This is a genomic window from Streptococcus sp. FSL E2-3488 (assembly GCF_038003585.1).
Lineage (GTDB): Bacteria > Bacillota > Bacilli > Lactobacillales > Streptococcaceae > Streptococcus > Streptococcus thermophilus.
Genome location: NZ_JBBOPL010000001.1, coordinates 635900 through 658919 on the forward strand (window position 1 = coordinate 635900; position 23020 = coordinate 658919).

Consider the following 23020-nt stretch of genomic DNA (forward strand, 5'->3'; position numbering starts at 1 on the left):
ATTCTAGGTTGTAATAATTGACATTACAATAAAACCAAGTGTAATAATGTCATATAAATGATTACAACACAGGAGAAAATCATATGACATATGACTACAATAGTAAGATTTACCTCGCAGAGGCGGTACTCAATGTAAAGGACTTAGCTGGTCAGACGGAGACGGCCTTTTACACACAGATTGTTGGACTTGGAATCCTAACCAAAACGGAAAGGGAAGTTGTTTTAGGAGCTGGAAACAAGCCTTTGGTCCATCTGATTCAGACCAATCGTGAGGAAGCGGTCAAGTCCAGTTATGGTATCTACCATATGGCGATTTTGTTACCGTCTCGCGAAGATTTAGCAGATGTTTTCAAACATATTGCTGATCTGGATTATCCATTTGTCGGTGCAGCTGACCATGGTTATAGTGAAGCCCTTTATTTGGAAGACCTTGAAGGCAATGGTATTGAGCTTTATAGAGACAAGCCGGTTGCTGAATGGGATATTCGTGAGGATGGTCGCATCGTTGGTGTCACAGAAGAGTTATCAGCTCAAGAAATTTACGATATGGGACGGAAGGTTGAGCCTTTTGTGATAGCTAAGGATACTCGCATGGGGCATATTCATTTATCAGTCAAAGATAGTCAGCTAGCAAGCACTTTCTATCAGGATGTTTTAGAGCTAGCGGATAAGTTTACCATTCCAAGCGCTAGTTGGATTGCTTCAGGTGATTACCACCGTCACCTTGCGGTCAACGAGTGGGGCGGAAAAAACTTGTCCAAACGTGACAAAGATATGCCTGGTCTTGCTTACTACGTCATTGAAGTGACAAACAAGGACGACTTGGTTGGCATAGCAGAACGTGCTAACAATCGTGGAGGCAAGGTCAAATGGTCATCTTCTAATGAGTTAACAGTTGAGGATAAGGATGGTATTTTGACACGCGTAAGAAAGAAATATTAATAATTAGTGATTTTTTAAGTCGTAACTATTGACGTTACATTTTAAACGGCTATAATGGTTATTTTAATCAAAGTTATTACAAAATAGCTTAACAATTTTAACAATTAACATTTATCATAAAGGAAGAGGGAATACCTATGACCTACTTTACAGACTTACAAATAAAACGCCGTTCAATCTATGCTTTGGGAAAAGACCTTGAGCTCTCTAACCAAGAATTGATTGAAACCATTCAAGGAGCTGTCCTTAACACACCAACAGCCTTCAACTCACAAACATCACGTGTGGTGATCTTGCTGAATGAAGAATCAGATGCTTTCTGGAATGAAATCGCTTATTCAGAGCTTGAAAAAGTAACGCCAGCAGAAGCTTTTGAGGCAACAAAAGAACGTTTGGCAGGTTTTGCTCAAGCTAAGGGAACAATCCTCTTCTATGAAGATCAAGATGTAGTGAAAGGCCTTCAAGAGCAATTCCCACTTTACGCTGAAAACTTCCCAATTTGGTCAGAGCAAGGTCATGGAATCGCCCTTTATGCGACATGGTTGGCTTTGGCTGAGAAGAATATCGGTGTGAACGTACAACACTACAATCCACTTGTTGATGCTCAATTGGCTGAAAAATACGACATCCCAGCTAACTGGAAACTCCGTGCCCAAGCACCATTTGGTCAAATCGTTGCACCAGCAGGAGATAAAGACGTCCAAACAGAAGGTCGTTTCAAAGTTTTTGGCGACAAATAATCACTTTAACTTAGTCAGTCAGCTTGGCAGTAGGCTACATACTGACTGAACAAAATCATAATGATAAGACAAAAGACTAGCAGGATTGAGAAATCTTGTTATTTTTTTGTATCCTAAGACCAGTTAGTAGATTAATTATAAATGAAAGCTATAACTTGAGATTTAAAACCTTTTTCAGTTTCATAGTGTTTTCTAATTTAAATGATCCCAATTTACTAAAACTGCAGAATAATGGACAACTAAAGCAAAGTTTTGAGCAGTCGGTTTTTGATAGATATAGGGCACACGTTAGAAAATACTTGTTACGAAATCTTAATCTTGATATGCTTTTTATTAATAGAGGTATAAAAACACAGAAATAGCTCTATTTTTGTCTTGCAGTATGGTATAATAGTGCGGTATTTCTCAGAAAATGGAGTATAAAAATGAGTATTTTTCGTAAAAAGGATGTTGGTTTGTCTCAAACCGAGATGAAACGGCATCTGACCCTTAGGGATGTAGTCCTTCTGGGAATCGGTGCCATGGTTGGGACAGGAATCTTTACGATTACTGGTACCGCGGCATCAACCTTGGCAGGTCCAGCCCTGATTATTTCGGTTTTGATTTCAGCCGTTTGTGTGGGTATGTCGGCGATTTTCTTTGCTGAGTTTGCCTCACGCTATCCATCCGCTGGTGGCGTTTATGGTTATCTCTATGCTTCTTGGGGTGAGTACCCTGCTTGGATGGGCGGATGGCTTACAATGATCGTTTTCATGAACGCCGTGTCTAGTGTCGCCTCTGGTTGGGGAGCCTACCTCAAGGGGCTCTTGGCAAGCTTTGGTCTACAGCTCCCCAAGGCTATCAGTGGCCCTTTTAATCCGAGTCAGGGGACCTATATTGACCTATTGCCAGTCTTGGTTTTGGTGCTTGTGACGGCTCTTCTCCTCATGGATTCCAAACAAGTCCTTCGTTTGAACTCACTCCTAGTAGTGCTTAAGTTCTCTGCCTTGGCGGTTTTCATCCTAGTTGGTCTTTTCCATCTGAATCCGGACAACTGGGCTAACTTTGCACCATTTGGCTTCGGCCAAATTTATGGTGGGAAGACGGGGATTATGGCAGGTGCTTCTCTCATGTTCTTTGGTTTTCTTGGATTTGAATCCATTTCTATGACAGTAGATGAGATTAAGGAACCACAAAAGAATGTTCCTCGAGGTATAGTTCTCGCTTTGATTATCGTCGCTTCACTTTATGCAGTGGTTTCATTAGTCTTGACGGGAGTTGTCCACTATACCAAGTTAAATGTCGACGATGCCGTAGCTTATGCCCTTCGTTATATTGGTGTGTCTTGGGCAGCCAATTATGTATCGGTAGTTGCCATTATGACCTTGATTACCGTATGTATTTCCATGGCCTATGCCCTTAGTCGCATGGTTTATAGCTTGGCGCGTGATGGATTTCTTCCACAAACTTTTCAAAAGGTTTCAAAGACCCATAAGGTTCCACATTATGCGACACTTTTGACTGGAATCCTTTCTGCCATCTCATCAGGCATCTTTTCTTTGGCTAATATGGCATCCTTGGTTAATATTTCGACTTTGGCTTATTTGGTCCTCTTGGCTATTGCTCTTATCATTCTTCGTAAAGACAAGGGCTTGCCACAGAAGGATGAGTTTAAGGTCCCATTTGTTCCTGTCTTACCAATCCTTTCCATCATCGTCTGTCTCTCATTTATGAGTCAGTACAGTTGGCAAACCTGGTCAGCCTTTGGCATAGCAGTGCTAATTGGTTCGGCTATTTATGCCTTTTACGGTTACAAACATTCTAAGTATTAAGATGAGAATGGTAGAGCCCTTTTGGCCTACCATTTTTGATATTTGAAGTAGAGACAGACTAGCTCACAATTTGGTTTTGATGGGACAAAAGACAGTAATTAGCTCACCTTTCGACTTGTTTGCAGTTAGCTAGGCCCCATTGCCCAAGTAAAATGCCGTTTGTATTATTGAAACAACTAAAATTGTGGTTCTTCTTTTTAAACAAGTTAGCGTTGACCATACAAAGAAGGTGAAGGAGATTGAAGCCTAGCTTACTGGCAAAAGATTCATGAGGACCTCTTTAGCAAATGGTTGCATGAGGCCGGATTGAATTTTAGTTAGAAAAGCCAAGTTGTTTTGGAAAAATTTAGACTGGTCTATCCTAGAGATTGAAAGTTCTCAATATTTTGGGGACTTTTTTACTTTAAGTAAAGATTAACGTTTCTTTAGGCCTTGTTCTAGTTTTCTAGTGTTTAATAGAGTCATCGCAAAAGTAAGTAGAAGGTTTAATAGATGACATACAAACATACCAAACAAACACAAGAACGTTATGCCATTAAGAAATCATCAAAACGGGAAAAAAGTTGGGGCAGTCCTAGTCGCTAGCTTAATTTTGGGTAGCTCAGTTGTACAAACTAATCTTGTTCAAAAATAAAATAAAAGCTCTAAGGCTAACCAGTCTGCTAAAAGTTCACAAAGTAGCCAAGTAAATAAATCAACTTTACCAGATACTGGTGATGTGAGTAGCTTGGGATTAGGTGCATTAGGAGCTGTACTTATGAAACATCATTTGCACTTAAAGGAAGCAAGCGTTCTCGTAAGTAATTTCAGTTTAGAAAAAAATAAAAAAGAAGTTCTCTTGCCAAATGGCTTGAAAACTTCTTTTTTGTCTTATTTTTTAAAGCTATTTTTAAGGACTTCAACCGCATCATCAACGCCTTCTTTAACATATTTGATACCGTCTTTTGCTTTTTCTACAACTTTTTCAACCGCACCTTCGATTTCAGTCTTTTTATCGCCAGTCAGTTTACCAGCACCCTCTTTAAGAGCTCCTTTAGCTTGATTCAATTTATCTTCGATACCCATGATAGTACCTCCTTTTTTATGATGAGACCATTGTAGAAAATCTTAGACCGTAATGCAAGTGATTTGTCTAATAAGTCACGACATTAATGTTTCCTTTATCATATTCAGTGATGAAGATATCTAAAATGTTGTCATATCCCATTTTTGACGAAGATTTTGGATGCCAATGATTGGCTTTCAGTTCAGGTCCACCCAGATGATGCTTATGGACTTGAACATGAAGGTGAGCTTGGTAAAATAGAGTGTTGGTATATCATTCCCGCTGAACCAGGTGCAGAAATCATTTATGGTCACAATGCTAAATCAAAAGAAGAATTGCGCCAGCAAATTGAAAGTAAGGATTGGGAAAATTTCTTGACCAAGGTTCCAGTTAAAGCAGGAGATTTCTTCTATGTACCAAGTGGTACCATGCATGCTATTGGTGCAGGTATCATGGTTCTTGAAACACAACAATCTAGTGATACGACTTTATCGTGTTTATGATTTTGACCGTAAGGATGACCAAGGCAATTTGCGTGATCTCCATCTAGAAAAATCTATCGACGCGCTTACTATCGGTGAACCTGCCAACAGTCGCCCAGTTACAACAAAAGTAGATGATCTCAAATCAACGCTCTTAGTGGCAAGTGATTTCTTTGCTGTTTACAAATGGGAAATTTCAGGTAAGGCTGATTTTGAAAAGACTGCTGATTACAGTTTGTTTAGTGTGCTTGATGGTCAAGGAAGCCTTAACGTAGACGGGCAAGATTACGACATTGCCAAAGGAGGTTATTTCATTCTACCAAGCGATGTTCAAGCTTGGGAAATCGAGGGAAATCTTGAACTAATTGTTAGTCACCCATAATTTAAGTCGTTAAACGAGACGAGATAGGAATCTTGTCTAGTTTTTTCATCCAATCAGGCAGAATATTTGAAATTTTAAAAACCTTTGTGGATAAGTTTCAATAGCTTGAAATTCCAAATTAATCATGTCATACTAATTAAGTTAACTAAAAGTATTAATGAACAAGCCGTTTCCTTTTGAAACGTCATGTTTTGTTTTAGATTGGAGTAACTTATGTTAAAAAAAGGAGGCCTTACAGCCCTTTTGCTGTTTGGTATGTTCTTCGGAGCGGGAAACCTAACTTTCCCACCTCAGCTAGGCTTTGAATCTGGAGGTCATTTCTGGCTAGCTATTGCCGGTTTTGTTCTATCTGGTGTCGGAATTGCAATTCTAACACTTATTATTGGGACTCTGAATCCGAAGGGATATATTCATGAGATTTCTCAAAAAATCTCACCTAAGTTTGCCTTGCTATACTTGTCGGTGCTTTACTTGTCTATTGGACCATTCTTTGCCATTCCAAGGACAGCAGCAACAGCTTTTTCAATTGGTATTGAACCAATGCTTGGTAATAGTCATACTAGTCTATGGTTACTTGCCTTCACAGCCGTTTATTTTGCCTTGGCTTTATGGATTGCAATGAATCCTTCTAAGATTTTAGATAGTATTGGTCGAATCCTGACTCCTATTTTTGCCCTATTAATCGTTATTTTGATTGTAGTTGGTGCCTTTAAATATGGTGGTCATAGCACACATACTGCAACAGAAGCTTATAAAGCCTCAGCTTTTGGTAATGGTTTCTTGGAAGGGTACAATACTTTAGATGCCTTGGCTTCGGTAGCCTTTAGTGTGGTGGCAGTAGTAACCCTCAATCAATTAGGCTTTAAATCTAAAAAAGAGTACATCTCAACCATTTGGATTGTAGGTATTCTGGTTGGATTGATGTTCTCAGGTTTATACTTAGGTCTAGCATTCTTGGGTAACCATTTCCCACTTGATACATCAACTTTGGGAGAAGGTGCTAACCTTGGAGCAGCAGTTCTATCGAGTGCAACACAGGCTATCTTTGGTCCGATTTCACAGATTTTCCTAGCAGTTATGGTAACAGTGACGTGCTTTACGACAACAGCAGGCTTGATTGTGGCGACCGGTGAGTTCTTTAATAAGGCCTTCCCACAAGTCTCATACAAAACCTATGCTATTGTCTTTACTCTTATTGGATTTGCGATTGCCAATTTGGGACTTAATAATATCATTGCTTTCTCAGTACCAGTACTTTTGATTCTTTACCCAATTACAATCACAATTGTTATGATTGTAATTGCTAATAAGTTTGTAGCCTTGTCTAAACCTGGTATGCAAATTACAGTTACTGTAGTGACACTTATCGCTTTGCTTAGTGTAATTGGCAGTCAGTTCAAACTTGCAGGACTTAATGCCATCATTAACTTCCTTCCATTATCGGGAGCATCACTGCCATGGTTGATTCCAGCTATCTTGTTCATTCTCCTCTCCCTTGTTTTACCAGATAAGATTAAGAGCGAAAGCTTCGAAATGGAATAAAATGGAATAAAAATGAATCCTATCACAATTGTGATGGATTTTTTTTGTGTGGGTGATAGATTTTATTTATGGGTAGATAGGTTTTAGTAATGTCATCTCTCATTTTTCTTTTTATAAGAGTATTTAGAAATGTATAAAACCATTATTCTATAAGGAAATATAGATAGATTAAAAATTTGCAATAAATATTTTTTATAGCTAGCCATAATTTATGACAATTATGCAAGTTTAGAATGCAATGTTATGATATGTACTATGAAATTTTCGAGAGAGGTAACCCGATGACTGATACTTTTTATAGTAAATTAGCTAAAGTGAGACACTATATTCATGAACATCCAGAGATTTCTGAGCAAGAATATGAAACAACAAAATATATAAAAAACTATTTATCTGAGCTTGAAATCAAACCTTTGGATTATCCATTGGAGACAGGTGTGATTGCTGAGATTGGATCTGGGTTACCAATTATAGCTTTACGTGCTGATATTGATGCACTTCCAATTGTTGAGAGGACGAATCTTGACTATGCTAGTTCAAATGGTGCTATGCATGCGTGTGGTCATGATTTTCACCAAACAAGTTTGCTTGGTGCAGCAGAAATACTGAAAGAGCGTGAAGCTGAATTAAATGGGACAGTTAGGTTGATATTCCAACCAGCTGAGGAGAACTTTCAAGGTGGTTATAAGGTTATTGAAGCTGGTGGACTTGAAAATGTTTCAGCTATTATTGGTTACCATAATAACCCGCATCTAAAACCAGGTCAAATTGGATTACGCTCAGGTGCAATTATGGCAGGGGTTGAACAGTTTAAAGTAATAGTAAATGGAGTGAGTGCTCACGCAGCTCGTCCAGACCTTGGTGTTGATACTGTTTTGGTTATTACGACAATCATTAATAATTTGCAAAATATCGTGTCTCGTACGGTATCACCTTTTGAATCAGCTGTTTTATCAGTTACTCATATTGATGTAGGTACAACTTGGAATGTCCTTCCAGCAAATGGTTATTTTGAAGGAACCATTCGTTCCTTTGATCCAGAGGTAAGACTTTCTGTAATTGAAAGATTTGAGAAAGTCGTAAAAGCTGTTTCGCAACAATTTGATGCAAGAGTTGAGATCAATTGGGGAAATGCTCCAAATGTAACATTTAACGATAGAGACTTGACACCAATCATTTTTGAAAATAGCAAAAAGTTTGCTGAAGTGATTGAAACACTTCCTTCAACAGGAGGAGAGGATTTTGCTGCTTATCAGGAAAAGATTCCTGGGGTCTTTGCTTTTGTAGGTTCAAATGGTGAAGAGAATGCTCCTGATTGGCACCATGATGATTTTATTGTTAGAGATGAAGCTTTACCAGTTGCAGTGAATTATTTCGTTGAAAGTGCATTTGCGCTACTGAATCATTTTAAAAAGGAGTAACGATGGTAAAACGCATTATTAGAATGAGACTATCAGAATATATAAATAAGGCCGGTATTTTGAATCAACTCCCATCTTTATTGAAGGATAGAGGAATTGATCGATCTATTATTCTGACAGACGAGATAGTACTGGAAGTTATCAAACCATTTCTCCCAGAAAGCTTTTTAGTTGAAAATCTATAATATTGTTCACGGGATATTGCACATTCCAAGAAGTTGAAAGAATAGAAAAAATTATCACTGATGCGGATGCTTTAATTGCTTTTGGTGATGGTCAGTTGGTAGACACAGCAAAACTTGTAACTGATAACTTATCGATAAAATCAGTTATCGTCCAAACAGTTCCTTCAAACTGTGCCGCCCTTATAACAAAGAGTATTGTCTATTCTGAGGCTCACGAAAAAATAGCTAATGTGAGACATAAAAAAGCGGTGGATTTAGTCTTGTTGGAACCAGATATTCTAAAGACAGCACCACGAAAATATCTTTTATGGGGCATTGGGGATACACTTGCTAAATTTTATGAAATAAGACGACAAATTACCAAGGAAAATGAGAACCTTGTCTCTGCACAAATAGGAAAAGAGTATATTACAATCTGTAGGCGTGAAGTGTTGAAGGTGACTGACATTGAAGCCCTAGACGATTTAGCATTGACCAATTTATTTGATACGATTTTCTTAGTTGCTGCATCTGTAGATGGGATATTGGATCAAGATGGTAGAAGTGTTATAGCTCATGCATTTTATAATGGCTATGTCAAAGTAAAACCGGATTATATAAAAACACACGGAGAAGCTGTTGCTTTAGGAAGTCTTCTACAGACAATCATTGAAAGGGAGCCTTCGGCAGTTTATCGTAAGGAGATTGAGGACTACCACGCTAAGATTGGTTTACCTTTGACATTAAAAGAACTGGGCTTGGATACAGACGAAGAGCTTGATGAATTATCTAACTATATATCTAAATCAAATGATAGCCGAGTTCAATCAGTATTCCCAGGTTTGGAAGCACACATTGTCAGGGAAGCTTTAGAAGAAATTAGAGGATAGATATGGAAATAATAGCGCCCTATCGAGTGTCTCAGAGACAGAATCATTTTACATCTCATCAACAGGGAGAAATAAAAAAATTAAACAAAGAGGGAAAAAGGGTCATTAACTTAGGACGAGGTAATCCTGATCAACCGACCTTTCAACCCATCGTTGAAGAATTTTTAAAGGCTTCAGTTAAGGTGAAAAATCAGGGCTATCCTCCATATGGAGGTAAGGACAGTTTAAAAGAAGCAATTATTTCTTTTTATAAATCTGAGTATGATGTTGAACTTAGTAATGACGAAGTGATGATATTTAGTGGTTTGCTTGTGGCATTAACTGCTTTACCAATGGTTCTGGCGAATCCTGAAGATATCGTTTTAACACCGAATCCAGCATTTTTTGGATATGATGCGGGAATTAAGATGGCTGGAGCCGTTAATTATCCTCTCCCTTTAACTATTGAAAATAATTTTCTACCTCAATATTCATCTATTCCTAAAGAAATCCTAGAGAAATCAAAATTACTTTTTTTAAATTATCCCAATAACCCAACTGGTGCTGGAGCAAATGACGAATTCTTTAAGGAAACTGTAGCCTTTGCTAAAGAGAATAATCTTGTTGTTTCTCATGATTTTGCTTATTCGGATATTAGCTTTTCAGGAAAATCTCCTAGTTTTCTGCAGGCTCCCGGAGCTAAAGAAGTAGGAATAGAAATCTATACACTTTCTAAGACCTTTAACATGGCGGGCTTTGGGATTGCTTTTGCAGTCGGAAACAAAGAGGTTATTTCTCTTCTAAAAGGCTATATTAGGGCTTCTGTTGGAGGAACGTTTGGATCGGTTCAGGATGCTTCGACATATGCACTTTTATATTCAGAGAAGGAACGTGGGCAACTTCAAAAGTTGTATAAGGAAAGACGAGATCTTGTTTTAAGTCTGTTGGAAGAACATAATATTGATGTTATAAAATCAGAAGGAACTTTTTTCATTTGGATTAAACTACCTAAAACAATAGATGATATTACTTTTGTGGAAGAGTTTCTTACAAAGGAACAAGTAGCTTTGATTCCGGGTTCTACTTTTGGAGAATTTGGTAAGGGATACATCCGATTAAGTTTAGTATCAGATTTAAAAACGATTCAATTAGGAATTGAGAAGCTAATTGCTTTTCTAGAAAAGAAGAGAGTTATATGACAGTAACTGAAGATTTAGTTTTTCATCTCTTGAAAAGATATAAACCTTCCACTCATAATCAAAAACAACTTGAGATAGCCTACCTAGCATTTATTGATTATCTTGCTTGTTTATCAAAGGGCTTGGAAACTACAAAGAACCAAGCGTTTATTAAATCATTCGGTTTGCTAGGAGAGAAAAAAATCTGGTTTTCATCGTATTCAACGACTCCTGAGAGATTAGCTCTATTACAAGGTTATCTAGCACATTACGAAGACTTAGATGATGTTTTAGTAACTTATAGAGGACATCCAAGTGCAGTCATTTTCTCAGCTTTGCTTGCAGTTTCTGAGAATGATGTTCAGCTAAAAGATTTTCTCTGGTCCTATGTTCAAGGAGTTGAATTAGCTGGTAGACTGGGGCAACAATTTCAACCACAACATGTCAAAGATGGTTGGCATGCGACAGCAACAATTGGGACTTTGGCAGCAACAGCAGCAATCGGAAGCTTAAAACAGTTATCGAGCGATTGTTTTTCGCAATTATTATCATTGGCCACAAGTCAAGCATCTGGTTTTCTATATCAAGAAGGAACTGATGGTAAACCATTGAATGCGGGTTTTGCAGCGAGAAATGCAGTGGTTGCTTATCAAATAATAAGGTCAGGCTTAAGTGCGTATGCGGATCCTTTTTCGTCTAAAAGAGGATGGAGTCAAACTATAATTGGTAAGGCATTAGATAGTAAGCAACTTCTAGAGAATTGGTTGCAACCTAGCCAGTTAGAAAAAGTGGGTCTTTGGTTTAAGAATTATCCTATCTGCTCAGCAGCAACAGCAGGTTTAGAAGCGGCTCAGAAAGCTTTTGAACTAAACCTATCTCTATCAGAAATTGAAAGTCTTGTTATTCATTTTACCGAGGATGGTGACAGAGCTTTAACACATCGTACTCCTCAAAATGGTATCGAGGGAAAATTTTCAATCGAGTATATTACTTGGTTGGGTTTGATAAAAGGTAAGGTTGACTATTCTGATTTCTCTGAAAACACTGTTGACCAAGCATTTCATCAGTTTCGAAATCTGATTACACGAAAAAATGATTTAAAAGCAAGCTCAGAAAAAAGGACTATTTGTTTAGAAATCATTACTAAAGAGGAGACTTACTCATTCTTAGTTGAGGATCCTAAAGGTTCACCAGCTAATCCTTTATTAGAAGATGACATTTTTGAGAAGGCTTCTCAGCTAAGTCATGGAAAATTAGATGTTCTATTTAAGATAAAAGAAAGAGAAACTTTAACACTGGGTGAAATCAAGAAATTACTTTCAGAAAGGTAAGATATGGAGAAAGTTAGTATAAAAGAGATTGAACAGCTCACAGAACTCTTTCACACAGCATATAGTAATAATGAAAAGCTAGGAATTCATTTCAAAGCTGCTACCATTAGTTCTGAGGAAGTTGAAGACCATTGGCTAGGGCAACCCATGTTTACTGAAAAGGCCGATGGAAAGATAGTGACAACAGCATCTCTAAGATTACCATGGTCTAAAAATCCTTCTCCCTTTGCTTTACCTCATCTTGGTTGGGTTGCGACCCATCCTGATTATCAAGGGAGGTCTTTGGCTAGGATGCTTATAGAAGAAGTAATTGACGAATTTGTTATTAAGAAATTGAGAGCACCTGCTATAACTTTGGGAACTGCACTTGAACACCCATGGCTTATCAAAGCTTATGAGAAGTTGGGCTTTGTTTACTTATCGGAAAAACAACTTTTTTCGGATCATAAGACTATATATATGATTAAGATATTGGATAAAAAAGCTCTTTTGAATGTTAATGATAAAGAATTACAAGATCTAATAAAGGAGAATGTTAATGAATTTTAGTTGGGAATATTTTTTTGAATTATTTGTAAAGTTACCAGCCTATATTCCAGTAACTATTTTTATAGCTCTTATTTCTATGATTTTAGCTATTCTAATTGGACTATTTATTACATGGTTGCAATTGTCTAAAAATAAGGTTTTGATATTTATCTCACAAGTTTATATTTCTCTCTTTAGGGGAATGCCAACGCTTGTTCAATTGTTCCTTATTTTTTATGGTTTGCCTCAACTATTTCCTGCTTTCAAAGGGATGTCGGCATTAACTGCTGCTTTAATTGGACTTGGGTTAAAAGAGGCTGCTTACTTGTCAGAAATATTTAGGGCGGCAATTAACTCTATTGATAAGGGACAAATCGAAGCTGGGGAAGCATTGAACATTCCTGCCTGGAAGGTGTTTCTCCATGTCATTCTTCCCCAAGCTACCCTAAATGCTCTTCCTGCAACAGGAAATACCTTTATTAGTTTGTTGAAAGAAACATCTTTGGCTTTTACATTAGGGATAACAGAGCTTTTTGGTAATGCTAAGATGATTGCTGGCGAATCATTTCGTTATTTTGAAACCTATTTAGCAGTTGGTCTACTATATTGGATAATGATTGTAGTGTATACATGGGTTCAAAAACAATTTGAAAAAGAATTAGAAATTCCGTATAGGAGGGATTTACATGACTCTTATTAGTTTGAAAAATCTAGATGTAACAATTGGTAACAAACAAATTTTGAAAAATATTGACTTGGAAGTTGAAAAAGGTTCAGTTACTGTTTTTATCGGACCGAGTGGTTCTGGTAAAACAACCCTACTAAGAACTATTAATTTACTTCAAAAGCCCAGTCAAGGTATATTACGGATTTCTAATACAGAAGTTGATACTTCAAAATTGTCTAAGAATGCTATTCGAGAGATAAGACAATACTCAACAATGATCTTTCAGAGTTTTAACTTATTTAAAAATTTTACCGTACTAGAAAATGTGTATCGTCCTCTTATTCTAAACGGAAAATATAGTAAGTCAGAAGCTAAAGAAATTGCGCTACAAGCTTTAAAAGACGTTGGTCTTGAGAAATTTGCTTCACAATACCCTGCTACCCTATCTGGGGGTCAGCAGCAACGGGTGGCAATTGCGCGTGCGGTTGCTTTTCATCCAGAAGTTATTCTATTTGATGAACCTACGTCTTCACTAGATCCTGAGATGATTGAAAGTGTTCTTCAAGTTATTGTAAATCTTGCGAAGAAGAATATTACAATGATCTTGGTAACACATGAAATGGAGTTTGCAAGAAAAATTGCAGATAAGGCTGTCTTTATAGAAGATGGTGAAATCCTAACTCAAGGAGATGCTAAGATTTTACTATCTAATGAGGGTAGTCATGATAGGGTACGTTCTTTTGTAAACTCACTGTACAGAGGCACACCAGAAAGTGCAGAATTGTAAGGAGATTCTATGACGAGTGTTTTAGATTCCATATTATTGCAAAATAATTTTTCAACTCCAGCTATACGTTCTATATGGAGTGATGATAATAAAATTTCAAAACAATTGGCTGTTGAAGCTGCTTTAGCGAAGATTGAAGGTGATTTAGGCATCATTCCAAAATCAGCAGCTGATAAAATTGTGGAAAAAGCCAAGGTAGATAACTTTGATTTTCTTTCTCTACAAAAAGAAAGTGCTGAGAAACGTCATTCATTGATTGCTCTCATTCATGCTTTGCAAGAAGAGGTTGGAGGAAAAGAAGGTGAGTTTGTTCATTATGGTGTCACTACCCAAGATATAGTGGATACTGGTATAATGTTGCAAACTAAAGAAGCCTATAATATCATTTTGGATCATACAAAAGACCTTATTTCTACTCTAGCAAAATTAACCAAAGAACATCGTTCGACACTTATGATAGGTCGGACACATGGTATACATGCTATTCCAATCACTTTTGGCTTCAAATTGTCAATCTGGTTGGATGAACTCTTACGAAGTCAACGAAGGTTGAAGCAATTGCTTGAGAATGATGTTTTCGTAGGTAGTATCAGTGGTGCGGTTGGTTCTTATGCCTCATTTTTCGGTAGAGGAAGAGAAGTTGAGAAGGCAGTCTTAAAAGAGTTAGGCTTAGCTGTTCCTAACATCTCTTGGCAACCTTCTCGAGATCGTTTTTCTGAATTTGCAAGTGTTTTAGGTATTTTCTCAGGTACACTTGGGAAAATCGGTCGTGAGCTTTTTACATTGATGAAAACAGAAATTGATGAGGTACATGAGCCTTTTAAAAAAGGTGAAGTAGGATCATCAACCATGCCTCAAAAACGTAATCCTGCTCTTATTGAAGGGTTAGCGAGCCTGACACAACCGGTCTTTAAAGATGTTGATTTGATGTTTCAATCGCTTCTAATTGATGGTGAGCGGGATGCTATTCATTGGCGTAATGAATGGGTAGCTTTACCAGAAATTACAAGCTATCTTGATGCTCAAATCGTCAACGCAACTTATATTTTATCTGGATTGAAAGTTAATAAAGATAAGATGCTTGATAATTTAAATAAACAAGGAGCTCTCCCATATTCTGAGCGTATCATGTTTGAAGTGGGACTAAAACTCGGCAAACAGACTGCCCACGAAATTGTCTATCAGGCAGCAATGACTGCACTTGAAGAAAACAAAGACTTCATTGACTTGGTTTACTCAGATGAGAGGGTAAGGTTAAACTTCACAAAAGAAGATATATTATCTTGGGTAGATCCTAAAAATAATATTGGTGAATGTCTAGAAAAAGTGGATGAAGTTTTATCACAAGTAACTATTTAATTTATAAAGGAGATTATTATGAAAAAGAAATCAATTTTTGCTATTGTAGGTATTATTTTTATTGCTGTAATTGCATATTTTGGCTATCAAACTGCATCAGGTTCGAAAACGACCCAAACAGTCTCAAAATCTAGTTCAAATGAAAAGGTTCTACGTGTTGCCACAACAGGTGTAAGTTTCCCTGGTTCTTATAAAGATTCGAATGGTGATTTGACAGGTTTTGATGTAGAAATTGCTAGAGCAGTTGGCAAGAAAATCGGCTATAAAGTGGAGTTTATAACAACAAGTTTTGATGGACTGTTTGGTCTTTTGCAAAGTGGTAAAGTTGATGCGGTCGCAAGTAGTATCGCAATTACGGATGAACGCCAAAAATCTTACGATTTCACAACACCGTATGCAACCTTCCAATATGGTGTTGTCGTTAAAAAAGATTCTTCACTAACAAATATTAATGAGCTTGGGGGTCATACATTAGCAGCAACCGTTGGTTCAAACCAAATTAAAGTTGTTAATGCTTATGATCCATCTATTCAAATTCAAACCTTCGATGACCGTGAAGCAGCTTTGACAGGGGTAACGAATGGTCAAGTTGATGGTTACTCAAACTCTAAGACAATCTTATCAGCTATTATTAAACAAAAAAATCTAGATCTGAAGATTTTGGATGGTGAATTAGGACAAGAAAACATTGCCATTGCTTTCAATAAAGGAAAAAATAAAGACTTACGAGAAAAAGCGGATAAATCTGTGGAAGAGTTAATTAAAGATGGAACAGTCTCAAAACTTTCTAAAAAATACTTCTCAGGTATTGATGCCACTTATAAAAAATAACCCTCATCAAACAACGACCCAATGTCGTTGTTTTTTTCTCTCCAAGTCACTATAATTGCGAAATCTCCCAAAAAGAGTTACACTTAAAGCGTGGAGATGCAAGTATCTAGTGAAGGGAGTGCTAAAAATGTCAAATCCAAATAATCATGTGATCTATCTTGCTGGTGGCTGTTTCTGGGGTGTGGAAGAGTACTTCTCTCGTGTGCCTGGTGTGTTAGATGCGGTTTCGGGTTATGCTAATGGTAGTAGTGAGACGACTCGTTATGAGCTCATCAGTCAGACGGGACATGCTGAGACTGTTCAGGTGACCTATGATGCTGGCAAGGTGACATTGCGAGAGATTCTGCTACATTTTTTCCGTATCATCAATCCTCTAAGCAAAAACAAACAGGGGAATGATGTGGGAACCCAGTACCGTACGGGTGTTTACTATACTGATGTAAATGACCTTCCAATCATCGAGAAAGTTTTCCAAGAAATGTCTGAGCAATACGGTCAGCCTTTGGCGGTTGAGTTGTTGCCACTTCAGCACTTTATTCCTGCTGAGGAATACCATCAGGACTATCTCAAGAAGAATCCTAATGGCTATTGCCATATTAATGTTAATCAAGCCGTTAACCCTGTTATTGATTCAAGTTCTTATCACAAGCCAAGTCAGGAGGAACTTAAAGTAAGTCTGAGTCCAGAAGCCTATGCTGTGACCCAAGAAAATAGAACAGAACGAGCCTTTACAAGCCCACTTTGGAATCATTTTGAACCAGGGATTTATGTTGATGTAGTGACCGGTGAGCCTCTCTTTTCATCTAGGGACAAGTTTTATTCAGCCTGTGGCTGGCCAAGTTTCTCTCGTCCTATTAGTCCCGAGGTTGCCAACTACAAAGAAGACCATTCTCACAATATGGATCGTATTGAGGTTCGTAGTCGTGTAGGAGATTCTCATCTTGGGCATGTCTTTCCAGATGGGCCAAGTGACAAGGGGGGGTTACGCTACTGTATCAATGGTGTAGCAACGCGATTTGTGCCTAAAGCTGATATGGAAAAAGAAGGCTATGCCTACTTACTTGACCAAGTAGATTGACTAGTCACGAGTTTTAAGAGATGTTTTTAGCAGAATCATGTCATAACTAAAGAGGTTGGAGTCCCTTGCTACCAACCTCTTTTGCATGTAAAAGAAATTAAGGAAAGCCTTTTAAATCTAACATAAAATATCACCTAACCTTTCAGGACAAAAATTGACCTTTTTCAATATTAAACATCTATGCTTTCATTAATGGATCCAGTTTGGCAATAAGCAGGAAAATCTGAATATAACTAATCACTCATAAAAGAAACTTTCTGTACATTGACAACAGTTTATTTGTTTTCAATATGAAGGAGGCTTTTTCTTTATTATCAAGTTTTGAGCAGAGAAAAAGCAGTCTAACTAGACTGTTTAAGGTATATTAATGATGTGATTCGTAGCGTTTGACGATTCTATTTAGGCGCCATTGGTAACAAAGACCACTGACGATAAGACTGGCAATCAGGCCAATCCAGTAACTATATGGACCCAGTCCAGCAACTTTTTCAAGAAGATAACCAACAGGAAAGGTCAAGCCCCAGTAGGACAAGACACCGAGATAGAAAGGGACCTTGGTGTCCTTATAGCCACGCAGAATTCCTTGAAGTGGAGCCGCAAAGGCATCCGATACTTGAAAGAAGAGGCTATAGGTCATGAAAACGGTTGTCATTCTCAAAAACTCAGGTTCATGTCCATAGAGTTCAGCTAAATCATATCTCAAGAAATAGAGAAAGAACAAGGTAAAGCCAGCAAAAACTAAGGCAGTTAGACGTCCTAGTTTGCTATAGCTCTTAACCGCATCCATGCGTTTAGCTCCAAATTCATAAGAAATAATGATAGCCATTGCACTGGAAACACTGAGAGGAAAGGCATACGTGAGGTTTGAGAAATTCATGGCCGCCTGATGACTGGCAATGACTAGGGATGGATACTTAGCCATAACTAGACCAACGCCTGAGAAGATGGAGACCTCCGCAAAGACCGTTCCACCAATGGGGAGGCCTAGTTTCAGTGCATCAAGCAGAGCCGTCTTATCAAGGGGTTGGATTTTTTCAATCTGGTAGGGTTTAACTTTCTTATGCTTTCTGATAACTGCGATGGAAATAAGGAAAAGAGCCCAGTAAGCCAATGAAGTTCCCAGACCTGCTCCGGATCCCCCCAACTCTGGTAGACCAGCGATGCCATAGATGAGGAGAAAATTGAAGAAACCATTTAGTGGTAGAAGCAAAAGCATGAGGTACATGGAAAGGCGCGTGAGGCCAAGCGCATCAAGAAAGGAGCGAACCACGCTAAAGAGCAGAAGGGGAATAATTCCAAGGCTCAAAAAGCGTAGGTAACCAAGGGCTACCTTTCTGACCACAGGTTCCAAACCTAAGTGTCCCAGAACTAAGGGTGCCCCCAGAAAAACGAGGGCAAAGAGGATCAGTGATAGACCTAAAGCCATATAGAGAAATTGATAGAAATCTGGAGCTACTCGATCCTTGCGACCTGCCCCTAGATGGTGCCCGATAATCGGAACCAAGGCAGAGACGATACCTGTTAAGAAGGTAAAAAAAGGACTCCATAAACTCGTTGCCATGGCTACACCCGCCAAGTGTAGGGCATCGTATTGACCAGTCATGGTAGTGTCCACAAAGGCTGCCGAGAAGTTGGCGAACTGATAGATTAGTATGGGCACAAAAATCTTGAAGAAAACAAGAAATCGCTCACGGAGAGAATGTGTTTCGTGCATTCTATTCTCCTTTCTAAATTAATTTTTCAAACATTTATATTTTCATTGTACTATAGATATGACTTGGATTCAATATGTTTTATTGCATGATAAAACACCTAAGTAAAGCGACTCAGGTGTTCTTGTGTTATTTTTCTTTTTTATTATGGTTCAAAATGGCATTGAGGACGATGGCAAGTAAGCTTGCGACCACGATACCGTTTGAAAAGAACATTTGGAAAGCTGTTGGTAAACTGTTGAAGAGGTTGCTATTGTTAAGACCAACCCCTGCAGCGATTGATACCGCAGCAATCAAGAAGTTGTGTTCGTTGTTAGCAAAATCAACACGTGCCAAGATTTGCATCCCTTGAATAGAAACAAAACCGAACATGACTAGCATAGCACCACCAAGTACTGGGCTTGGGATGATTTGAGCCAAGGCACCAAACTTAGGAAGGAGTCCGAGAAGAACAAGGAAGCCAGCTGTGTAGTAGATTGGCAAGCGTTTCTTAATGCCTGATAACTTCACAAGACCAACGTTTTGAGAGAAACCTGTGTATGGGAAGGTATTGAAGAGTCCACCAAGGAGAACAGCCATACCCTCAGCTCGGTAGCCGTTACGGAGGAGAGTGCTATCAATTGGGTCTTTGGTAATGTCAGAAAGCGCCAAGTAAACCCCGGTTGATTCAACCATTGACACAGTAGCGATGATACACATCATGATGATTGATGACAACTCAAATTTAGGCATTCCGAAGTAGAATGGTGTTGGCACATGGACAACAGGTGCCGCAGCTACCGGTGAGAAGTCAACTAAGCCCATGCTTGCTGCGATAACAGTACCTATAACCAAATCAATTAAGATTGAGATTGATTAGATAAATCCTTTGGTAAAAATATTAACCAAAAGGATGATAAGAATCGTGATAGCTGCAAGGAAGAGGCTTTGACCAGTTGGTTTGTCAACGTTGTTCCCCATATTTCCGATAGCGACAGGGATAAGGGTCAAACCAATAGTTGTGATGACCGATCCCGTAACGATGGAAGGGAAGAGGTTGGCAAATTTTGAAAAGACACCAGAAACAAAGATAACATAAATCCCTGAAATGATAAGGGCACCAAACATGGCACCGCTACCATGACTCTTACCAATCATAATGAGTGGAGCCACTGATTGGAAGGCAACTCCAAGCATAACTGGAAGACCAATACCGAAGTGTTTATTGAGTTGAAGTTGGAGGAAAGTTGCCACACCACACATGAAGATGTCAGTTGAAATCAAGTAGGTTAATTGATGAGCTGAGTAGCCCAAAGCTCCAGCAATCATGATTGGAACCAGATTGAGCCTGAGTATATGGCGAGTAAGTGTTGCAGTCCTAAGATTGCCACTTGTGAGTGTTTCTCTTTATTTTGCATTAGATGTCTGCCTCCTTAAATACGACCTGACCATTTTCGAAACGCTCCAAACGAGCAAGTGAAACAACTGGGTAGCTGGCTTCTTCCAAAAGAGCACGACCATCTTGGAAGGATTTCTCGATAACGATTCCGACAGCTTCGACGTGTGCGCCAGCCTCTTCAATGATTTGAATCAAGCCTTTGGCAGCTTGGCCGTTAGCTAGGAAATCATCAATGATGAGAACCTTATCTTCAGGAGTGAGAAACTTGCTTGCGATAGAGACAGTACTAGTCACCTGTTTAGTGAAAGAGTAAACCTCAGCAGTGAGGATACCCTCATTCATGGTGATATTTTTAGCCTTCTTAGCAAAAATCATAGGGACATCTAAGGCTTCAGTTGCATAGAGGGCTGGTGCAATACCAGATGCTTCGATAGTCACCACCTTGGTGATGCCAGTATCCTTGAACTTTTCAGCAAATACCTTTCCAATTTCACGCATGAGCTCAAAGTCAACTTGGTGAGTTAAAAAGAGTCAACTTTGAGGATATTTTCCCCAAGAACATTCCCATCATTGAGAATGCGGTCTTCCAGTAATTTCATATTACCTCCTATAAATTGAATAACAATGCTGTGCTTTGATTTATTTCAGAATCTATTGAGACTCTGACAAAAACCAAAACAATCGAATAATATAAAAAAGGCCTGCAAAGCAAGCCTTTAAAATCACAAAAAGACAGTGAAATCTTTCTATGACTAAATTAGCTTACTTATTGTTAGGTGTTACGGCACCTTGTAGAAACGTCACGCCCATTCGTGACATAAATAAGTAATGTTCTCATTGTTTGATGAAGCTTTCGAAGGTTGATGATAAACCAACATCAACACTATTATAATACTATATTTTCTTTGAAGACTAAAATAATTTTTCCATAAAAATGCACTCTTTAAAAAGTTGCAAAATTCAATCTAACATTATTGTAAGATTTGCTGAGAAAGGGCGATTCTTAGGTCATTTTTGTTATAATAGTGAGAAATGAAAGAGGTTGAGTTATGCATAAGATTTTATTAGTTGAGGACGACGAGGTTATCCGTCAACAAGTCAAGAAAATACTAGAACAGTGGGAGTACGAAGTTGTTCTTGTTGAAGATTTCATGGAAGTATTATCTCTTTTTGTAAAAGAAGAACCCCACTTGGTTCTTATGGATATTGGTTTACCTCTATTCAACGGTTATCACTGGTGTCAGGAAATTCGGAAGGTCTCCAAGGTGCCTATTATGTTCTTGTCTTCCAGAGATCAGGCCATGGATATCGTTATGGCAATCAATATGGGTGGGGACGACTTTGTGACTAAACCCTTTGACCAAAATGTTCTCTTGGCAAAAATTCAAGGGCTTTTGCGCCGATCTTATGAGTTTGGAAAGGATCAGAGTCTTTTGGAATATATGGGTGTGATTCTGAACCTTAAGGCCATGGATCTGGTTTATCAGGGAGAAGTCGTTTCTTTGACTAAGAATGAATTTCAGATTTTACAAGTTCTCTTTGAGCGTTCTGGTAATATCGTTAGTCGTGAAGACCTCATGAAGGAGCTTTGGAATAGTGACTTCTTTATTGATGATAACACTCTCTCTGTAAATGTGGCACGTTTACGTAAGAAGTTAGAGGCAGTTGGTTTGAAGGACTTTATTGAAACCAAGAAAGGTGTCGGTTACGGGTTGCGTCATGATGGATAAGCGTCAATTTATCACATATCAGATTAGGTCTCGTCTACCTTTCTATCTTTTGCTTATTTTTAATGGAATCATCTTGGTTTTGTTTGCTTTTTTATTTGAAGAGGCAGCAGATATTCTTCATTATGCCTTGACCATACTGACATTTGTGGCTATCATCATAGTTATTTGGGACTTGGTTAGCTCTTATCAGTCTTATAACTTAGCCTATCTCTATGAGAAAATGACACCATCAAGTCCTTTAGAGTTTTATCTAGCTCAGGCCTTGGAAAATGCTAAGGAGAGTCAAATGGTTCAGACTGAGGAGGAGCGCAAGCGCTATACAGATTTGATGGACTACTATACCCTTTGGGTGCATCAAATCAAGACGCCAATAGCAGCCAGTCAATTATTGTTAGGGGATGTTACAGATAGTAAAACGAGGGCTCTCTTGGAGCAAGAGGTCTTCAAGATTGATGCCTACACCAATCTGGTCTTGCAGTATTTACGTTTGGAAAACTTTCATTATGATTTGCAGTTGAGGCAGGTTGCATTAGACCCCTTGGTTAAAGAAGTTATTCGAAAGCATAGTCTTTTCTTTATTCAAAAAGGGTTGACTATTAACCTAGATGACCTGGATGTTAAGGTTATTTCAGATGAAAAATGGCTCTTAGTCATCATTGAGCAGGTCTTGTCAAATAGTTTGAAGTACACAAAGAGTGGTGGCATTGACATTTACTTTAAAGATAATACGCTTTATCTTAAAGATTCTGGGATTGGTATCAAGGATAGTGATATTTTACGGGTTTTTGAGCGTGGTTTTTCAGGTTACAATGGCCGCTTAACTCAGCAGTCGTCTGGACTGGGTCTCTATCTTTCAAAGAAAATAGCTGATCAGCTTGGACATGATATTAGTATTAGCTCCCAAGTAGGTCAAGGAACCACAGTTTCCATTCATTTTCAAAAGCAGAAGTTGGCTATTGATTAATAACTTACAAAAGTGTAAGAAATAAGGCTAGAAATGAAAGCAAGGGTTATGGTTGAGACCTTGCTTTTTCTATAAAA

General features: G+C 38.3%; 19 protein-coding genes, 4 pseudogenes and 1 riboswitch. Of the genes and pseudogenes, 18 read left to right on the plus strand and 5 right to left on the minus strand.

All coding sequences use genetic code 11. From position 1 onward, the window contains the following. Nucleotides 1-83 precede the first annotated feature (83 nt). The 3 genes from MHH90_RS03380 to MHH90_RS03390 all read left to right on the plus strand — a co-directional run bounded on the left by MHH90_RS03380 (nucleotide 84) and on the right by MHH90_RS03390 (nucleotide 3495). Nucleotides 84-944, plus strand: coding sequence for a VOC family protein (locus tag MHH90_RS03380; protein WP_014608494.1), 861 nt, complete (start codon nucleotides 84-86; stop codon nucleotides 942-944). 137 nt (nucleotides 945-1081) lie between these two features. Then, on the plus strand, nucleotides 1082-1684 hold the full coding sequence (locus MHH90_RS03385; RefSeq protein ID WP_084830726.1) for a nitroreductase family protein: 603 nt from the start codon (nucleotides 1082-1084) through the stop codon (nucleotides 1682-1684). A 425-nt stretch (nucleotides 1685-2109) separates the two neighbouring features. Next, nucleotides 2110-3495 carry an amino acid permease gene (locus MHH90_RS03390; RefSeq protein WP_002951311.1) on the plus strand — a complete coding sequence of 462 codons (1386 nt, stop codon included), beginning with the start codon at nucleotides 2110-2112 and terminating at the stop codon, nucleotides 3493-3495. Between the two features lie 870 nt (nucleotides 3496-4365). Here the strand turns inward: MHH90_RS03390 and MHH90_RS03395 are convergent. Both MHH90_RS03395 and MHH90_RS03400 read right to left on the minus strand, forming a co-directional pair. Further along, the gene (locus MHH90_RS03395) at nucleotides 4366-4560 is read right to left on the minus strand and encodes a CsbD family protein (RefSeq protein ID WP_014608492.1); all 195 of its coding nucleotides are present in this window, start codon (nucleotides 4558-4560) and stop codon (nucleotides 4366-4368) included. 67 nt (nucleotides 4561-4627) lie between these two features. After that, a pseudogene (locus MHH90_RS03400) lies at nucleotides 4628-4705 on the minus strand (DUF421 domain-containing protein); the annotation flags it as partial. On the opposite strand from MHH90_RS03400, the pseudogene manA reads away from it, so the two are divergent. The 13 genes and pseudogenes from manA to msrB form a co-directional block, all read left to right on the plus strand. Further along, nucleotides 4699-5404, plus strand: a pseudogene (gene manA / locus MHH90_RS03405) (mannose-6-phosphate isomerase, class I); the annotation flags it as partial. The pseudogenes MHH90_RS03400 and manA sit on opposite strands and share 7 nt — an antisense overlap. A gap of 213 nt (nucleotides 5405-5617) precedes the next feature. Further along, a complete protein-coding gene (gene brnQ / locus MHH90_RS03410; protein WP_011227371.1) occupies nucleotides 5618-6946 on the plus strand; it encodes a branched-chain amino acid transport system II carrier protein in 1329 nt (442 codons plus the stop codon). A 281-nt stretch (nucleotides 6947-7227) separates the two neighbouring features. Next, on the plus strand, nucleotides 7228-8367 hold the full coding sequence (locus tag MHH90_RS03415; RefSeq protein WP_271298265.1) for a M20 peptidase aminoacylase family protein: 1140 nt from the start codon (nucleotides 7228-7230) through the stop codon (nucleotides 8365-8367). 2 nt (nucleotides 8368-8369) lie between these two features. Then, complete coding sequence (locus MHH90_RS03420) at nucleotides 8370-8552, plus strand: hypothetical protein (RefSeq protein WP_002953250.1); 183 nt, start codon at nucleotides 8370-8372, stop codon at nucleotides 8550-8552. A gap of 2 nt (nucleotides 8553-8554) precedes the next feature. Next, nucleotides 8555-9421 carry an iron-containing alcohol dehydrogenase gene (locus MHH90_RS03425; protein ID WP_252989140.1) on the plus strand — a complete coding sequence of 289 codons (867 nt, stop codon included), beginning with the start codon at nucleotides 8555-8557 and terminating at the stop codon, nucleotides 9419-9421. A 2-nt stretch (nucleotides 9422-9423) separates the two neighbouring features. Then, a complete protein-coding gene (locus tag MHH90_RS03430) occupies nucleotides 9424-10599 on the plus strand; it encodes an aminotransferase class I/II-fold pyridoxal phosphate-dependent enzyme (RefSeq protein ID WP_023909783.1) in 1176 nt (391 codons plus the stop codon). After that, a complete protein-coding gene (locus MHH90_RS03435) occupies nucleotides 10596-11909 on the plus strand; it encodes an MmgE/PrpD family protein (protein ID WP_023909781.1) in 1314 nt (437 codons plus the stop codon). The genes MHH90_RS03430 and MHH90_RS03435 overlap by 4 nt, the downstream gene beginning before the upstream one ends. A gap of 3 nt (nucleotides 11910-11912) precedes the next feature. Continuing rightward, nucleotides 11913-12458 carry a GNAT family N-acetyltransferase gene (locus tag MHH90_RS03440; RefSeq protein ID WP_002953238.1) on the plus strand — a complete coding sequence of 182 codons (546 nt, stop codon included), beginning with the start codon at nucleotides 11913-11915 and terminating at the stop codon, nucleotides 12456-12458. Then, on the plus strand, nucleotides 12448-13137 hold the full coding sequence (locus tag MHH90_RS03445; protein WP_002953237.1) for an amino acid ABC transporter permease: 690 nt from the start codon (nucleotides 12448-12450) through the stop codon (nucleotides 13135-13137). The genes MHH90_RS03440 and MHH90_RS03445 overlap by 11 nt, the downstream gene beginning before the upstream one ends. Beyond that, nucleotides 13124-13891, plus strand: coding sequence for an amino acid ABC transporter ATP-binding protein (locus MHH90_RS03450; protein WP_023909780.1), 768 nt, complete (start codon nucleotides 13124-13126; stop codon nucleotides 13889-13891). The genes MHH90_RS03445 and MHH90_RS03450 overlap by 14 nt, the downstream gene beginning before the upstream one ends. 9 nt (nucleotides 13892-13900) lie before the next feature. Beyond that, entirely contained in the window at nucleotides 13901-15250 is a 1350-nt protein-coding gene (purB, locus tag MHH90_RS03455; RefSeq protein WP_002953235.1) for an adenylosuccinate lyase, read from the plus strand. An 18-nt stretch (nucleotides 15251-15268) separates the two neighbouring features. Then, complete coding sequence (locus MHH90_RS03460) at nucleotides 15269-16081, plus strand: amino acid ABC transporter substrate-binding protein (RefSeq protein ID WP_002953233.1); 813 nt, start codon at nucleotides 15269-15271, stop codon at nucleotides 16079-16081. 127 nt (nucleotides 16082-16208) lie between these two features. Next, the gene (gene msrB / locus MHH90_RS03465; protein ID WP_041827064.1) at nucleotides 16209-17159 is read left to right on the plus strand and encodes a peptide-methionine (R)-S-oxide reductase MsrB; all 951 of its coding nucleotides are present in this window, start codon (nucleotides 16209-16211) and stop codon (nucleotides 17157-17159) included. A gap of 364 nt (nucleotides 17160-17523) precedes the next feature. Here msrB and MHH90_RS03470 read toward each other — a convergent pair whose 3' ends face one another. The 3 genes and pseudogenes from MHH90_RS03470 to MHH90_RS03480 all read right to left on the minus strand — a co-directional run bounded on the left by MHH90_RS03470 (nucleotide 17524) and on the right by MHH90_RS03480 (nucleotide 20848). Beyond that, entirely contained in the window at nucleotides 17524-18873 is a 1350-nt protein-coding gene (locus MHH90_RS03470; protein ID WP_014608488.1) for an MATE family efflux transporter, read from the minus strand. A 127-nt stretch (nucleotides 18874-19000) separates the two neighbouring features. Beyond that, nucleotides 19001-20268 (minus strand): annotated as a pseudogene (locus MHH90_RS03475) (nucleobase:cation symporter-2 family protein). Continuing rightward, nucleotides 20268-20848, minus strand: a pseudogene (locus tag MHH90_RS03480) (xanthine phosphoribosyltransferase). The pseudogenes MHH90_RS03475 and MHH90_RS03480 overlap by 1 nt, the downstream one beginning before the upstream one ends. Before the next feature lie 150 nt (nucleotides 20849-20998). Continuing rightward, a riboswitch (purine riboswitch) is annotated at nucleotides 20999-21094 on the minus strand. 204 nt (nucleotides 21095-21298) lie between these two features. Here MHH90_RS03480 and MHH90_RS03485 point away from each other — a divergent pair. Then, nucleotides 21299-21979, plus strand: coding sequence for a response regulator transcription factor (locus tag MHH90_RS03485; protein ID WP_011681349.1), 681 nt, complete (start codon nucleotides 21299-21301; stop codon nucleotides 21977-21979). Next, on the plus strand, nucleotides 21969-22943 hold the full coding sequence (locus MHH90_RS03490) for a sensor histidine kinase (protein ID WP_167401542.1): 975 nt from the start codon (nucleotides 21969-21971) through the stop codon (nucleotides 22941-22943). Before MHH90_RS03485 ends, MHH90_RS03490 begins: the two co-directional genes overlap by 11 nt. Nucleotides 22944-23020: the final 77 nt, after the last annotated feature.

Excerpts from the sequence above, each read along its gene's own strand:
- MHH90_RS03470 (WP_014608488.1), bottom strand. The coding sequence starts at position 18,873 with ATGCACGAAACACATTCTCTCCGTGAGCGATTTCTTGTTTTCTTCAAG.
- brnQ (WP_011227371.1), top strand. The coding sequence starts at position 5,618 with ATGTTAAAAAAAGGAGGCCTTACAGCCCTTTTGCTGTTTGGTATGTTC.
- MHH90_RS03450 (WP_023909780.1), top strand. The coding sequence starts at position 13,124 with ATGACTCTTATTAGTTTGAAAAATCTAGATGTAACAATTGGTAACAAA.
- MHH90_RS03385 (WP_084830726.1), top strand. The coding sequence starts at position 1,082 with ATGACCTACTTTACAGACTTACAAATAAAACGCCGTTCAATCTATGCT.
- MHH90_RS03430 (WP_023909783.1), top strand. The coding sequence starts at position 9,424 with ATGGAAATAATAGCGCCCTATCGAGTGTCTCAGAGACAGAATCATTTT.
- MHH90_RS03395 (WP_014608492.1), bottom strand. The coding sequence starts at position 4,560 with ATGGGTATCGAAGATAAATTGAATCAAGCTAAAGGAGCTCTTAAAGAG.
- MHH90_RS03390 (WP_002951311.1), top strand. The coding sequence starts at position 2,110 with ATGAGTATTTTTCGTAAAAAGGATGTTGGTTTGTCTCAAACCGAGATG.
- msrB (WP_041827064.1), top strand. The coding sequence starts at position 16,209 with ATGTCAAATCCAAATAATCATGTGATCTATCTTGCTGGTGGCTGTTTC.
- MHH90_RS03415 (WP_271298265.1), top strand. The coding sequence starts at position 7,228 with ATGACTGATACTTTTTATAGTAAATTAGCTAAAGTGAGACACTATATT.
- MHH90_RS03490 (WP_167401542.1), top strand. The coding sequence starts at position 21,969 with ATGATGGATAAGCGTCAATTTATCACATATCAGATTAGGTCTCGTCTA.
- MHH90_RS03485 (WP_011681349.1), top strand. The coding sequence starts at position 21,299 with ATGCATAAGATTTTATTAGTTGAGGACGACGAGGTTATCCGTCAACAA.
- purB (WP_002953235.1), top strand. The coding sequence starts at position 13,901 with ATGACGAGTGTTTTAGATTCCATATTATTGCAAAATAATTTTTCAACT.
- MHH90_RS03435 (WP_023909781.1), top strand. The coding sequence starts at position 10,596 with ATGACAGTAACTGAAGATTTAGTTTTTCATCTCTTGAAAAGATATAAA.
- MHH90_RS03380 (WP_014608494.1), top strand. The coding sequence starts at position 84 with ATGACATATGACTACAATAGTAAGATTTACCTCGCAGAGGCGGTACTC.
- MHH90_RS03420 (WP_002953250.1), top strand. The coding sequence starts at position 8,370 with ATGGTAAAACGCATTATTAGAATGAGACTATCAGAATATATAAATAAG.
- MHH90_RS03445 (WP_002953237.1), top strand. The coding sequence starts at position 12,448 with ATGAATTTTAGTTGGGAATATTTTTTTGAATTATTTGTAAAGTTACCA.
- MHH90_RS03460 (WP_002953233.1), top strand. The coding sequence starts at position 15,269 with ATGAAAAAGAAATCAATTTTTGCTATTGTAGGTATTATTTTTATTGCT.
- MHH90_RS03440 (WP_002953238.1), top strand. The coding sequence starts at position 11,913 with ATGGAGAAAGTTAGTATAAAAGAGATTGAACAGCTCACAGAACTCTTT.